Annotated in this window: 11 protein-coding genes; 6 read left to right on the forward strand and 5 right to left on the reverse strand. The window is 61.6% G+C overall.

Annotated features, from left to right (window positions below):
- Position 1: 1 nt before the first annotated feature.
- Entirely contained in the window at positions 2 to 346 is a 345-nt protein-coding gene (locus tag AC0JZ4_RS11810; RefSeq protein ID WP_471886569.1) for a hypothetical protein, read from the reverse strand.
- Here AC0JZ4_RS11810 and AC0JZ4_RS11815 point away from each other — a divergent pair.
- Positions 329 to 2518: an anthranilate synthase gene (locus AC0JZ4_RS11815; protein WP_471886570.1), complete on the forward strand. Its 2190-nt coding sequence runs from the start codon at positions 329 to 331 to the stop codon at positions 2516 to 2518. The two genes, AC0JZ4_RS11810 and AC0JZ4_RS11815, sit on opposite strands and share 18 nt — an antisense overlap.
- A 212-nt stretch (positions 2519 to 2730) precedes the next feature.
- Here AC0JZ4_RS11815 and AC0JZ4_RS11820 read toward each other — a convergent pair whose 3' ends face one another.
- Positions 2731 to 3411 carry a GNAT family N-acetyltransferase gene (locus AC0JZ4_RS11820; protein WP_471886571.1) on the reverse strand — a complete coding sequence of 227 codons (681 nt, stop codon included), beginning with the start codon at positions 3409 to 3411 and terminating at the stop codon, positions 2731 to 2733.
- Positions 3412 to 3413: 2 nt separating this feature from the next.
- A complete protein-coding gene (locus AC0JZ4_RS11825; RefSeq protein ID WP_471886572.1) occupies positions 3414 to 3899 on the reverse strand; it encodes a MarR family winged helix-turn-helix transcriptional regulator in 486 nt (161 codons plus the stop codon).
- Between the two features lie 226 nt (positions 3900 to 4125).
- Here AC0JZ4_RS11825 and AC0JZ4_RS11830 point away from each other — a divergent pair, with 226 nt between their 5' ends.
- Positions 4126 to 5052 carry a cation diffusion facilitator family transporter gene (locus AC0JZ4_RS11830; protein ID WP_471886573.1) on the forward strand — a complete coding sequence of 309 codons (927 nt, stop codon included), beginning with the start codon at positions 4126 to 4128 and terminating at the stop codon, positions 5050 to 5052.
- Complete coding sequence (gene queF / locus AC0JZ4_RS11835) at positions 5049 to 5513, forward strand: preQ(1) synthase (protein WP_471886574.1); 465 nt, start codon at positions 5049 to 5051, stop codon at positions 5511 to 5513. Before AC0JZ4_RS11830 ends, queF begins: the two co-directional genes overlap by 4 nt.
- 163 nt (positions 5514 to 5676) lie before the next feature.
- Here queF and AC0JZ4_RS11840 read toward each other — a convergent pair whose 3' ends face one another.
- Positions 5677 to 6261 carry a HupE/UreJ family protein gene (locus AC0JZ4_RS11840; RefSeq protein ID WP_471886575.1) on the reverse strand — a complete coding sequence of 195 codons (585 nt, stop codon included), beginning with the start codon at positions 6259 to 6261 and terminating at the stop codon, positions 5677 to 5679.
- A 216-nt stretch (positions 6262 to 6477) separates the two neighbouring features.
- On the opposite strand from AC0JZ4_RS11840, the gene AC0JZ4_RS11845 reads away from it, so the two are divergent.
- Positions 6478 to 7065: an ATP-dependent Clp protease proteolytic subunit gene (locus tag AC0JZ4_RS11845; RefSeq protein WP_471887869.1), complete on the forward strand. Its 588-nt coding sequence runs from the start codon at positions 6478 to 6480 to the stop codon at positions 7063 to 7065.
- Positions 7066 to 7159: 94 nt separating this feature from the next.
- On the opposite strand, the gene AC0JZ4_RS11850 is transcribed toward AC0JZ4_RS11845, so the two are convergent.
- A complete protein-coding gene (locus AC0JZ4_RS11850) occupies positions 7160 to 9841 on the reverse strand; it encodes a bifunctional diguanylate cyclase/phosphodiesterase (RefSeq protein ID WP_471886576.1) in 2682 nt (893 codons plus the stop codon).
- Positions 9842 to 10150: 309 nt separating this feature from the next.
- Here AC0JZ4_RS11850 and eglC point away from each other — a divergent pair, with 309 nt between their 5' ends.
- Together eglC and AC0JZ4_RS11860 are read left to right on the forward strand one after the other, a co-directional pair.
- Positions 10151 to 11587, forward strand: a complete 1437-nt coding sequence (gene eglC / locus AC0JZ4_RS11855; protein WP_471886577.1) for an endo-1,3-1,4-beta-glycanase EglC — start codon at positions 10151 to 10153, stop codon at positions 11585 to 11587.
- A gap of 168 nt (positions 11588 to 11755) precedes the next feature.
- Complete coding sequence (locus AC0JZ4_RS11860) at positions 11756 to 12937, forward strand: benzoate/H(+) symporter BenE family transporter (RefSeq protein ID WP_471886578.1); 1182 nt, start codon at positions 11756 to 11758, stop codon at positions 12935 to 12937.
- The last annotated feature ends 252 nt before the right edge of the window (positions 12938 to 13189 follow it).

Below are 13189 nucleotides of genomic sequence, written 5' to 3' on the forward strand. Positions count from 1 at the left end.
TTCATCTCTCCTTGCCGTCTTTAAGCGTCGCCGGCGACCTTGTTCCGTCGAGCCGGATCACCGGCAAGGGTGGCAACGCTTTGGGAGCCGTTTTGGTCGCATGCATGGTGGATGTTTTTATTGCTTGCGCGCGCGCGAGACCCACGCTAACAATTCCGCCCATGACGATTTCGATGAACAATAACGGTAACTGGTGGTGGGCACGCTGACGCGGCCTTGACCAGTCATGTCCATCGACAAGACTTAAACCAAGCCGCCCGAGACCCGAGGCGGCTTTTTTGTTGCCGCCTCGCTGAATGGGCAGAGACTTCGAAGAGGCAGGCATCAGATGGCGACGATCATTCACGAGGACGGCTCGGAAACCTACGAGACCAGGGGCGGCATATCCGTCAGCCGCAAGCGCCGGCCGGCGGATTATGCAACGGCGATCTCCTCCTATGTCGACCGGCTGGATGAGCGTCGCGGCGCCGTCTTCTCTTCCAATTACGAGTATCCGGGCCGCTATACGCGCTGGGATACAGCGATCGTCGACCCGCCGCTCGGGCTAACCTGCAACGGCCGCAAGGTGTGGATCGAGGCCTATAACGGTCGTGGCGAAGTGCTGCTCGGTTTCGTCGCCGACCGGCTGGCAGGCGTAGAGGATCTGACGCTCGGTGAGCGGACCGCCCGCCGTCTCGACCTGACGGTCAACCAGCCGTCCCGCGTCTTCACCGAGGAAGAACGGTCGAAGATGCCGACGGTGTTTACCGTTCTGCGCGCCATCGTCGATCTCTTCTATTCCGATGCGGATTCGGCGATCGGTCTGTTCGGCGCCTTCGGCTACGACCTTGCCTTCCAGTTCGACGCGATCAAGCTGTCGATGCAGCGGCCGGAAGACCAGCGCGACATGGTGCTGTTCCTGCCCGACGAAATCCTCGTCGTCGACCACCATGCGGCCAAGGCCTGGGTCGATCGCTACGACTTTGCCAAGGATGGCGTGACGACCGAGGGCAAGGCCCAGGAAATTTCGCCCGATCCGTTCCAGCGCACGACCGTTACGCCGCCGAAGGGCGATCACAAACCGGGCGAATACGCGCAGCTCGTCACGAGAGCAAAGGAAAGCTTCCGCCGTGGCGACCTGTTCGAAGTCGTGCCCGGCCAGAAGTTCATGGAGCGCTGCGACAGCAAACCTTCGGAGATTTCCAACCGGCTGAAGGCGATCAACCCTTCGCCGTATTCCTTCTTCATCAATCTCGGCAACCAGGAATATCTGATCGGCGCCTCGCCGGAAATGTTCGTGCGCGTATCGGGCCGCCGCATCGAGACCTGCCCGATTTCCGGTACGATCAAGCGCGGCGAGGATGCGATTTCCGACTCGGAACAGATCCTCAAGCTGTTGAATTCGAAGAAGGACGAGTCCGAGCTGACGATGTGCTCCGACGTCGACCGGAACGACAAGTCCCGCGTCTGCGAGCCGGGTTCGGTGAAGGTGATCGGCCGCCGGCAGATCGAGATGTATTCGCGGCTTATCCATACGGTCGACCATATCGAAGGGCGTCTGCGGCCTGACATGGATGCTTTCGATGCCTTCCTGTCGCATGCCTGGGCCGTCACCGTTACCGGTGCGCCAAAACTCTGGGCGATGCGCTTCGTCGAAGCCAATGAAAGAAGCCCGCGCGCATGGTATGGCGGGGCGATCGGCATGGTCGGCTTCAATGGCGACATGAATACGGGGCTGACCCTGCGCACCATCCGCGTCAAGGACGGTATTGCCGAGGTGCGCGCCGGGGCGACGCTGCTCAACGACAGCAACCCGGAAGAGGAAGAGGCCGAAACAGAACTGAAGGCATCCGCGATGATTTCTGCGATCCGTGACGCACGCGCCGGCAATGCCGGCAAGGTTTCCCGCGATGTCGCGCGTGTCGGCGAGGGGGTGAAGATCCTGCTCGTCGATCACGAGGACAGTTTTGTCCACACGCTTGCCAACTATTTCCGCCAGACGGGCGCGACCGTCTCGACCGTGCGCACCCCGGTGCCGGAAGAGGTGTTCGACCGGATCGATCCCGATCTCGTCGTGCTGTCGCCAGGTCCCGGCAATCCGAAGGACTTCGACTGCAAGGCGACGATCAAGGCGGCGCGGGCGAAGAACCTGCCGATCTTTGGCGTGTGCCTTGGCTTGCAGGCGCTGGCCGAGGCTTACGGCGGCGAGCTGCGGCATCTGGCAATCCCGATGCATGGCAAGCCATCACGCATCCGGGTACTGGAGCCGGGCATTGTCTTTGCCGGTCTTGCCAAGGAAGTGACGGTCGGTCGCTACCACTCGATCTTCGCCGATCCGGCAACGCTCGACCGCGATTTCATCATCACGGCGGAAAGCGAGGATGGCACGATCATGGGGATCGAGCATGCCAAGGAGCCGATCGCTGCCGTGCAGTTCCATCCGGAATCGATCATGACGCTCGGCGGCGATGCCGGCATGCGGATGATCGAGAACGTGGTTGCCAATCTGGCCAGGAAGCGGGCGACGAAGGCGGCTTGAACGGCGGTTGGGCCTTGCCCGTGAGGCGGCTTCGCGAAGCGCAAATGTAGCCTCTCGCCCTTAACCCTCTCCTCGTAGTTACGGGGAGAGGGGACCTTCTCCGCTCAACGGCGGAGAGGGACTGGTGCCTTGCGGCACCGCTCCTCCGCGCCGCTTGCGGGGAGTAGATGACGCCAGGCGGATGAGGGGCTGTCGCAACATCCGTCCCGATCTCAGCCCTCTTTCCTCACCACTCGGAAATTCATGTCGCTGCGGATCTTGAAGCCGAGTGACTGATAGAGGCCCACCGCACCGGCATTGTGCTTGTAGGCATGCAGATAGACCGTCTCGCCGCCCGCCGAAATCTCGCCGGCGACGAAGCGGAGCATCAGTTTTCCAAAGCCCTTGCCTTGGCAGTCGGGGTGGACACAGAGGCCGCTCAGTTCGGCAAAGCCCGGCTGGCGCATGCGCTGGCCGCCCATGGCGACAAGCCGGCCCTCCATGCGGATGCCCCAGAATGTGCCGAGCGACTGCGCTCTGAGTGTGAAGGGGCCGGGCTTGGTGAGCGTTGCCAGCGCCAGCATGTCTTCGGCATCGTTTTCGGAAAGCCTTGCGATGCGCGGATCGTCGATCCGATCGAACGGCTTTTCCGCCAGCATCTGCACCAGCGTCGCGTCTATGAGGGATTCGAAGCCGGGAAGGGCCGGGATTTCTCCCGCTTCCACCAGCGCCGCCGTCTCGCCGGTGGCAACGAGATCGGTCAGCGCGGCAATGCTCGCCTGCGTTTCGTCCGCCATGCCGGCGAAGGGCACGATCGTGGTCGGATAGCGTCTGGCCTGCGGCGAACCTTCCGCCAGATGCGCGTGGACGGTCGCAAGCGCGTTCCAGGCGGGGCGATCGAGAATATGGGGCATGTCTATTTCCTGTCTTGTCTAAAACGCTCGGCCAGCGGGCGTGCCTTGAGGCCATCCTCGACGGCACCCACCTGTTCGAGGAACGAGCCCTGGAGATCGGCGCAGAGCTGCGTCACGGCTGCCTCGACGCCAGGCCAGATTTCGCGCGTCGCGTAGGTGACGAGCTCCTTGCCGGCTTGCGTCAGCGAGACCTGCTTGCGGCGCTGGTCTGCATCATTGATGGCGATCTTCAGCAGCCCTGCCTCGACCAGAAGACCGATCGTGCGGGTGGCGCCCGGTTGCGAAATGCCGATGATCTCGGCCAGCTCGCCGACCGTCAGCGGACCGTTTCTGTCGATGGCGGCGAGGAACGGGTAGTGGGCGGCGGGCAGGTCCAGTCCATGCTGGTGCATGATGACCTGCGTGTTGGCCTGCACCATTTCGCCCAGCCGGCGCAGGCGCGTGCCGAGCGTCAGGTAGCCGAAGTCGCGGACGATATCCTGCGGCAAGTGCTTCTCCTTTTTTATGCGAGGTTATATAACTTGTTATATTTTAAACGCAAGCGGTTGTCGCTTTGACATCCTGCGGTGTTTGCGGCATATGCTTGGTCCAACCGAAACCGCCGCTGCGAGAGCCTCGCAGCGGCGGTTTCGTCGTTTCGGGGCATGACTTCTGCAAGTCATTCTCACCAGCAAAAAGGCGCCACAGGCAGCGTAGCGAATGAAGGACAGTTCGGTGAACACGGCAAACAAGAACGGGCGGGCGATCGTCGAGAGGCTGGCATTCTGGGGTATTCCGATTTCGATCGGGGTCATGGGACTCAAGCTGCTCGCATGGTGGGTCACCGGTTCGGTGGCGCTGCTTTCGGACGGCATGGAATCGCTGGTCAACGTGACGGCGGCCTTCATCGCCTATTTCGTCATTCGGTATGCACAGCGTCCGGCGGACGAGGATCACCAGTTCGGCCACCACAAGGCGGAATATATCTCGGCGGTCGTCGAGGGCGTGCTGATCGTGGTGGCGGCGCTTCTGATCATCCAGGAGGCATGGGGCGCGCTTGCGGCGCCGGTGGTGATGGAAGCGCCGGCACTCGGCATGGCGATCAACATCGTTGCGGGCGTCATCAACGCGATCTGGGCGACGATCCTGATCCGGGTGGGCCGCGAGCATCGTTCGCCGGCGCTGACGGCGGATGGCCAGCATATCATGTCGGACGTGGTGACGTCGGCCGGCGTTCTCGTCGGCCTCGTGCTTGCGGTTCTCACCGGCTATGCGATCCTCGATCCTCTGCTTGCCATTCTGGTTGCCATCAACATTCTCTGGCAGGGCTACAAGGTCATCGGCCACTCGCTCGGCGGGCTGATGGACAAGGCGCTGGAGCCGGAGGAGGCGGCTGCCGTGCGCGAGGCGATCACGGCGCATTCTGCGGGCGCGCTCGACGTGCACGATCTGAAATCGCGTCGCGCAGGGGCTGCGGCCTTCATCGATTTCCACCTCGTCGTGCCGGCCTCGATGAGCGTCGGCGAGGCACATGATATCTGCGACCGCTTGGAAGATGCGATCAAAGCGGCTATTCCCGGCGCGACGCTGGCCATCCATGTGGAACCCGAAGGCGAGAGCGCCCATGGCCAGAAGGTGGAAATCGAAGGATCAGCACAATGAGCATGACGGATGTCAGCGGGCTGTCGCAGCTCGGAAAACAGGTGGATGCGCCGAAAACGCCGGAAGAGGCGGTTCTGGAGCGCGTGCCGAACAGCAACCAGGGCATGGATTACGTGACGCGGTTCACCGCGCCTGAATTTACCTCGCTCTGCCCGATGACCGGACAGCCGGATTTTGCCCATATCGTCATCGATTACATTCCCGATGCCTGGCTGGTGGAATCGAAGTCGCTGAAACTGTTCCTCACCTCGTTCCGCAATCACGGCTCTTTCCATGAGGACTGCTCGATCTATGTCGCCAAGCGGCTGGTCGAGCTTCTTCAGCCGAAATGGCTGAGGATCGGCGCATACTGGTATCCGCGCGGCGGCATTCCGATCGACGTGTTCTGGCAGACCGGCGATGTGCCGGCCGGCGTCTGGATGCCGGATCAGGGTGTACCGACCTATCGTGGGCGTGGGTGAGGCGCGGTCCGGAGAAGCCGGAGCACTCGATCCGGTGAACCGATTGCAGCGACGAACGCTCCGAGCTTAAGCGAGGGGCGGGCATCGCTTGACGGCATTTCAGTGCTGTCCAACTAAAAAAGCGCCGGCATGACCGGCGCTTTTTTGATGCTGTGCCGGTGGCTCAGCCGAAGGCGAGCGACAGGCCGAGAAGGGCGGTGATGCCGCCGAGGACACGGGCGATATAGGGGCTGAAACGGGCAATGCCCATGCCGGCCGCGATGCCTGCTGCATGCAGAAGGGCGGTCGCGATCACGAAGCCGATGCCGAACTGCATCGCGCCGGCGGTGCCCAGCTCACCGCCATGGGCATGGCCGTGGAACAGCGCGAAGACCGCGACGATCGCGGCGCTGGCTGATGTCGGGATACGGACCGCCATGGCGACCATCAGGCCGAGCGCGATGACGGAGGCGAGGATCGCGGGCTCGACGAAGGGCAGTTCCATGCCGGAGACGGCAAGGCCGAAGCCGACCGCCATCGTGCCGACAAAGGCTGCCGGAACGATCCAAAGCGCACGATTGCCTTTTTGCTGCGCGATCTGGGCCGCCCACAGTCCTACCGCGAGCATGGCCAGGATGTGATCCATGCCGAAAAGCGGGTGGGAAAAGCCGGCCATGAACGAACCGTGTTCCTCAGGGCTCAGATGCGCGAAGGCGGGCGCGGAGGCCGTGGCAAGAATGGCGAAGGACAGTGAAAGGCGCTTGAACATCGTGTTCCCCGTATTTCGAAGCATGCAAAATAAGGCGAACGATAGGATGCAAGTCCGGTCTGTGTCCATGGCAAATGATTGCCGTGCAGCAAAGGTTTCTACGTCATTCACCTTAAGCCGTGGCTTGATGGGCGCATCGCGCGGCTCTCCATTGTTTTGTCGGCGCGAACACATTATGTCCCGTATATGAATTCCATGCAGGAGATCTTGATTGTGCTGAACGACGACGACAACGACGACAAGACGAAGGAACTGCCGCTCGGCAAGGAAACGGAGGCGAACCTTTTCAAGTCGCGTTCGATCTTCATCTATGGCCCGATCACCCAGGAACTGGCGCAGAAGGTCAACACGCAGCTCGTCGCGCTTGCGGCGGCAAGCGACGACGACATCCGCATCTACGTCAATTCTCCCGGCGGCCATGTGGAATCGGGTGACTCGATCCACGACATGATCAAGTTCATAAAGCCGAATGTCTGGATGATCGGTACCGGCTGGGTCGCATCGGCCGGCGCGCTGATCTATGCAGCCGCTCCCAAGGAGCGCCGTATCTCGCTGCCGAACACCCGCTTCCTCATCCATCAGCCGTCCGGCGGCACGCGTGGCATGGCGTCCGATATCGAGATCCAGGCACGCGAAATCGTCAAAATGAACGAGCGCCTGATAAAGATCTTCGCCAAGGCCACCGGCCAGACCGAAGAAAAGATCGCCAAGGATATCGACCGCGATTACTGGCTGTCGGCCGAAGAAGCGATTGCCTACGGTCTCGTGTCGCGTGTGGTGACCTCGCAGAGCGAAATCGCTTAACAGCCCTTCATTGGGTTGAACGAAATGAAAAAAAGCCCCGGTGCTTACGGCATCCGGGGCTTTTTGTTTGGTGTCGGTTTCAGTGGTGGGTCGCTCAGACTGCTTCCTCGATCGACAGCGCATCACCGTCCAGGCGTGTCTGCCAGTTGCGCGCAAAGGTGACGAAATCGTTGGCCGACATCGGCTTGGCGAAGGCGTAGCCCTGCAATGCATGGCAGCCGAGCTGGCGCAGGATGGCGATATGCGCCTCCGTCTCCACGCCTTCGGCGACGATCTCGATATTCTGCGAATTGCCGATCTCGATGATCGAGGCGACGAGGCGTCGCTGCGAGGCGGATCGCTCGATCGGGCCGACCAGCTTGCGGTCGATCTTCAGGCGCTTCGGGCCGAGTTCCAAGAGGCTGACGATCGATGCGTGGCCGGTTCCGAAATCGTCGATCTCTATGTCTATGCCCAGTGACTTCAGGCGGGCGATCGCGGCGCGCAGTTCCTGATTGTCGTCCTCGAAGGAAATCGATTCCAGGAGTTCGAAGGAAAGCGTGCCGGGTTCGAAACGCATCGTCGAAAGCTTTTCGATCAGACGATTGTCGAGCAGGCGCTGGGCAGAGATGTTGACCGACAGATGCGGGACCGGCAGCCCGAGCGCCTGCCAACGGCTCATCTGGAAGAAAGCCTTGTCGAGGATGATCGCGTCGAGGTCGGCGGCGCGGTTGAGGCTTTCGGCAATGGTGAGAAAGCGATCCGGCGCGAGGATGCCGCGATCCGGGTGATCCCAGCGCGCCAGCGCTTCTACCCCTACGATGCGCAGGGTGCGGGCGTCGAACTGCGGCTGAAAGTAGGGGATGATCTGGTCGTGTTCGAGGGCGGTGAGAAACTCGTCGGACATGGTCTTGCGCAAGACGGCCGCCATGCGCAGTTCCTCGGAGAAGATTTCCATGCGATTGCGGCCGCGTTTCTTGGCTTCATACAGTGCGATATCTGCGTTGACGAGCAGTTCGCGCGGCTCCTCCATGGCGGTCGTCTGGCAGGCTATGCCGGCGCTGCAGCCGACGCGACACTTGTGCCCGTCGACGTCGATCGGCCGAGCGAGCGCCTTGACGACTGCGCCGGCCAGTTCGCGCGAACGCCGTTCGACTAGCGGGCCACTGGTGACGATGACGAATTCGTCGCCGCCGACGCGGGCGGCGAACTCGTCGTCATCGGTGAGCTTCAACACGCGCTGTGTCGTTTGCCGCAGAACTTCGTCACCGGCGGCGTGGCCGAGCGTATCGTTGACCTCCTTGAAGCGATCGAGATCGATATGGATGAACGCCAGGCGGTGCTGCGGGTCGGTGCCGTTTCCGGCCTCCATGAACTGGTCGAGGAAGCGGCGGTTGGGCAGGCCGGTCAGCGCGTCGTGAAGCGACTGGTGCTCCAGCGTGCGGCGCGTGGCGCGCAACTCGACATTCTGTTCCTCAGCCTGCTGGCGCGCGCCGCTCAACTCAGCCTGCAGCGTCATGTCGTTGGTGACGTCCCAGTTGGCACCGACGATCCGCATGCTCTGGCCGGCCGAATGATAGATCCCGCCATTGGCGCGGATATAGCTGATCTTGCCGGCGGCGGATATGATGCGGAACTGGGTGATGTAGGGAGCACCGTGTTCCATTGTCCGCCGGAAGGCTTCGGTGGTCGCGTCAAGGTCATCAGGATGGATGGCATCCCGCCAGTCGGCGTAGGAGAATGTGCTTCGGTCCGGCGATGCGCCGTACATCTCGCACATCCGGCGGTCCCATATCAACTTGCCGGTATCCGGATGATATTCCCAGACGCCGATGCCCGAGGCTTCCAGCGCCACGCCGAGCCTGTTGGAGACCTCGGCCAGTTCCTCCTCGCGGTCTTCGAGGACGAGCAGGTTGCGGTGGCGTTGCTTCATCAGCAGGCCTGCCCAGAGCAGCGGCGCTATGATGCCCACCGCAATCAGCCCGGCATAGAAGCGAAACATGACCATCGATGGCGGCAAGGCGACCCACCCCCCTTTGGGCACGGCGGCCAGATACCAGGTGTCGTAGCCGAGATCGATGCGTGTGCGCACGGCATTCTCGCCGAATATGGCCGCCCTGCCGACGAAAACATCTTCAGCTTCCGGCTGGGGACGTTTCGATATGGCGATGTCCAGCGGCTGACGTTCCGAATTCAGATCGCTGTCGCGGTAGAGCCGATCGACGTCGATAACGCTGGAAATGACGCCCCAGAAGTGGCCGTTGGAGATGGCAAAGACGGGGTAGCGTGCAAGCAGGCCCTGTCCACCCTGCTCAAGCTTGATGGGCCCGGCGACGGTTGTCGTGCGCCGTCTGATCGCCTGCATGACCGAGCCGGACTGGCGTGGGTTGGCCGCGTAGTCATAGCCGACCAGCTGCTTGTTGGCCTCGTATGGATAGACATACCTGACGACCAGATCAGGTGCTGCGGCGACATTGCGCAATTGCGAGGGGGCCGAGAACACGTGTTCGGCGAGTGCGCCGAACTGCGCCTGGTTCATGTGCGGATTGGCGGCGACCGCAGATACAAGACCCTGGATCAGATTGACGTTGCCGCGGATCTGGGTTTCGAGCCGCGACGATACCTGCGCCAGCCGCTCGGCAGCCATCATCTTCTGTTCGGCGAGATACTGCTCCTGCTTTTCTCTGTCGGCGCGGACAATGCCAATCGCCACGGCCACGATGACAAGCGTCGCCGGGAGAAAGTAACCGATGCCAAATGCTTTGGCAGACTTATGCGCGGATAAGGATAAAGCCATCGAATATACCGGTCGTGAGATAGCTTAGTGTCCCAGACAATCTTTAAGAGAATGCTTTCAAGGGAAACATTTAGTCGGCAATCGATTTGCTAACTTCATGAGGTGGAAGGAGTTTCCCAGGTGCATCTTACGCGTGTGTTCGTGTCTGTGCCGGGTGTGAGATATGGCAGGCGTTCATTAGACGCGCCTTAACCGTGGCGACGGTTTGCGGGAACATTGTGTGCGTATTTCAAATTCTGTCCCAATCGAGCGGCTAGCATGGCGGCGGGAGGAATTCTGGAGGAGATCCACGCAACAGGAGTGATTTCGATGACGAATTCGATTTTGAATGCGCTTGGCACACCGCTTTACTATAGCGCGAATTCCAATTCCTGGATTTCGGCAACCGGCTCGGGGCCGTATCTCGGCGGCACTGGCAGAAACGATTCCATGTATGGCGACAGTTCGGTCAATGTCACGATGGCCGGAGGTGCGGGGGACGACATCTACTATCTCTATTCCAGCATCAACCGCGCCGAGGAAGCGGCGGGCGAAGGGACCGATACGATCGATACCTGGATGAGCTATACGCTGCCGGAGAATTTCGAAAATCTGCGGGTGACGGGTGACAACCGCTATGCCTTCGGCAATTCTGCCGACAACATCATTACCGGCAGTTCAAGTCGTCAGACGATCGACGGCGGTGCGGGTAATGACGTGCTGATCGGCGGCGGAGGTGCCGATACGTTCATCATCAGCAAGGGCAACGGCACAGATCTCATCGTCGATTTCAGCAGCGACGACACGATCAGGCTCGATGGCTATGGTGTCACGTCCTTCGACCAGCTGGTCAGCCAGTCACGGCAGGAGGGGAGCGACCTGTGGCTCGACCTGGGCACTGGGGAGAGCGTGGTTCTCGCCAATACGACGGTCGACGAGCTGTCCGCCGGCCAGTTCGAGCTCAGTCTCGATCGCTCTGCCCTGACGATGACCTTCAACGACGACTTCAACGCGCTGTCGATGTTCGACGGTGACAGTGGTGTCTGGGAGGCGAAATACTGGTGGGCGCCCGAGAAAGGGGCGTCTCTGCACACCAATGGCGAGGAGCAATGGTATGTCAATCCGGCCTACGGCCCGACTGCTTCTGCCAATCCCTTCTCCGTGACGGACGGCGTTCTGACCATCCGGGCGGAGCGGGCGTCAGAGGCGATTTCGAACGAAATCGAGGGCTACGATTACACATCCGGCATGCTGACGACGCATGCCACTTTCGCCCAGACCTACGGCTATTTCGAAATCCGCGCCGACATGCCCGAAGAGCACGGAGCATGGCCCGCCTTCTGGCTGCTGCCGGAGGACGGTTCGTGGCCGCCCGAGCTGGATGTTATCGAGATGAGGGGGCAGGATCCGAACACGCTGATCGTTTCTTCGCATTCGAACGAGACCGGCCAGCAGACGTCCGACATCAACAATGTCAGTGTCGGGAGCACCGAAGGGTTTCATACCTATGGCATGCTGTGGGACGAGGATCACGTCACCTGGTATTTCGACGACGTGGCGATCGCCCAGACGGAGACGCCATCGGACATGCATGATCCGATGTACATGATCGTCAATCTCGCCGTTGGCGGCATGGCCGGTACGCCGGCCGGTGGACTGCCCAACGGCGCGGAAATGGATATCGATTATATTCGTGCCTACCAGCTGGACGAGTATCAGGCACAGACCGCCACGTCGGCATCGTCCTCAAGTGACTGGATCGGCTGACCGGCGGCCGCGCTTTCCCATGCCGCCAGATGGCGGCATGGACCGTAGGCCATCCATCCACACGGAATGGTGGGCGGAGAACGCTTTGACCTTGGGCGGGCTTGTCGGACCGGGCTTATTTTGATCTGTGACGGATCAAGACTTTGCCTGCCAGGATATCCCAAAGCGATGATCAAGGATTTCTCTCCCTCGGCCCTGACGATGGGCCTGCTGACCGCCTTTGTCGGTTTCGTCAGCTCGTTTGCCGTCATCATGCAGGGGCTTCAGGCCATGGGGGCCTCGCCCGAGGAAATCGCCTCGGCGCTGCTGGCCGTCTCGGTGGCGCAAAGCGTGCTGGCCGTCGCATTCTCCCTATGGCACCGGATGCCGATCATGATGGCGTGGTCGACGCCGGGCGGCGCACTTCTGGCTGCGACCGGCGTGATCGAGGGCGGTTTTGCCGCCGCCGTCGGTGCGTTCGTCCTTTGCGGGGTGATGATCGCGCTATCCGGGCTGTTTAGGCCGCTCGGCCAGCTGATCCGCAAAATCCCGTCGCCGCTCGCCAATGCGATGCTGGCCGGAATTCTGCTCGGGCTGTGCCTTGCACCGGTGAAGGCGGTCGCCTTCGATCCGCTGCTCGGCCTGCCGATCGTGCTGGCCTGGATGGTGGTCGTATCGCGCTGGCGGCTTTGGGCGGTGCCGGCCGCGCTCGGCGCCTTCGTCCTGGTGCTAATCTTTGGGGTCGATTTGCCGGACGATGTGTTCGGTCAGATCGGTGCCGCAATCCATCCGAGCCTTGTCTTCGTGACGCCGGTGTTTACCTGGCATGGCTTCGTCTCTGTCGCGGTGCCGCTCTTCATCGTCACCATGGCGTCGCAGAACATTCCCGGCATCGCCATTCTCAAGGCACATGACTACGAGCCGGCGCCTGGACCGCTGTTTGCCTTCACCGGCATCTTTTCGACGATCTGCGCATTCTTCGGCAGCGTGCCGGTCAATCTGGCAGCGATCACGGCTGCAATGTGCGCCAGCGAGGACGCCCATCCCGATCCGAAGCGGCGCTATTGGGCGGCGGTCGTCGGCGGGGCTGCCTATACGGTGCTCGGCCTGATCGCCGGCGGCATCATCGCCTTCGTTTCCATGGCGCCACCTATCCTGCTGCAGGCGGTGGCGGGCCTCGGGCTGATCGGTGCGTTCTCCAACGCCGCCTTCGCCGCTTGGCGCGAGCCGGAAAGCCGCGAGGCTGCCGCGATCACCTTCCTCGTCACAGCCTCGGGGGCCACGTTCGGCGGCATTTCCGGTGCCTTCTGGGGCCTGCTTGCCGGGGCTGCGATGATGGGATTGGCGAAGGTGATGAAGCGGACGAATTGAACAGGCGTACCGTAAGTCGCAAAGCGGTTCTTGCCTGACAACTGATGTGACGCTATAGATTCGCCTATGACCATGACAGGCGCGATCATGTTTGACCGTTTTGCCGCCCGCAGCATCGCTGCCGGGGCGACGGTTTTCGCGCCTCTCTCGCTTCTTAGCCTCGACCTTACACTCGGTTGCCGGGTCCGTTGAGGAGCGCCCGGCGGCCGACCAAGCCCGCCGGCGTAAGTGCTCCTCGCATCAAATCCCTGA

The organism is [Rhizobium] kunmingense (assembly GCF_977018605.1).

Coding starts and splice junctions, on each gene's coding strand:
- AC0JZ4_RS11860 (WP_471886578.1), top strand. CDS start 11,756: ATGATCAAGGATTTCTCTCCCTCGGCCCTGACGATGGGCCTGCTGACC.
- AC0JZ4_RS11815 (WP_471886570.1), top strand. CDS start 329: ATGGCGACGATCATTCACGAGGACGGCTCGGAAACCTACGAGACCAGG.
- AC0JZ4_RS11840 (WP_471886575.1), bottom strand. CDS start 6,261: ATGTTCAAGCGCCTTTCACTGTCCTTCGCCATTCTTGCCACGGCCTCC.
- eglC (WP_471886577.1), top strand. CDS start 10,151: ATGACGAATTCGATTTTGAATGCGCTTGGCACACCGCTTTACTATAGC.
- AC0JZ4_RS11820 (WP_471886571.1), bottom strand. CDS start 3,411: ATGCCCCATATTCTCGATCGCCCCGCCTGGAACGCGCTTGCGACCGTC.
- queF (WP_471886574.1), top strand. CDS start 5,049: ATGAGCATGACGGATGTCAGCGGGCTGTCGCAGCTCGGAAAACAGGTG.
- AC0JZ4_RS11850 (WP_471886576.1), bottom strand. CDS start 9,841: ATGGCTTTATCCTTATCCGCGCATAAGTCTGCCAAAGCATTTGGCATC.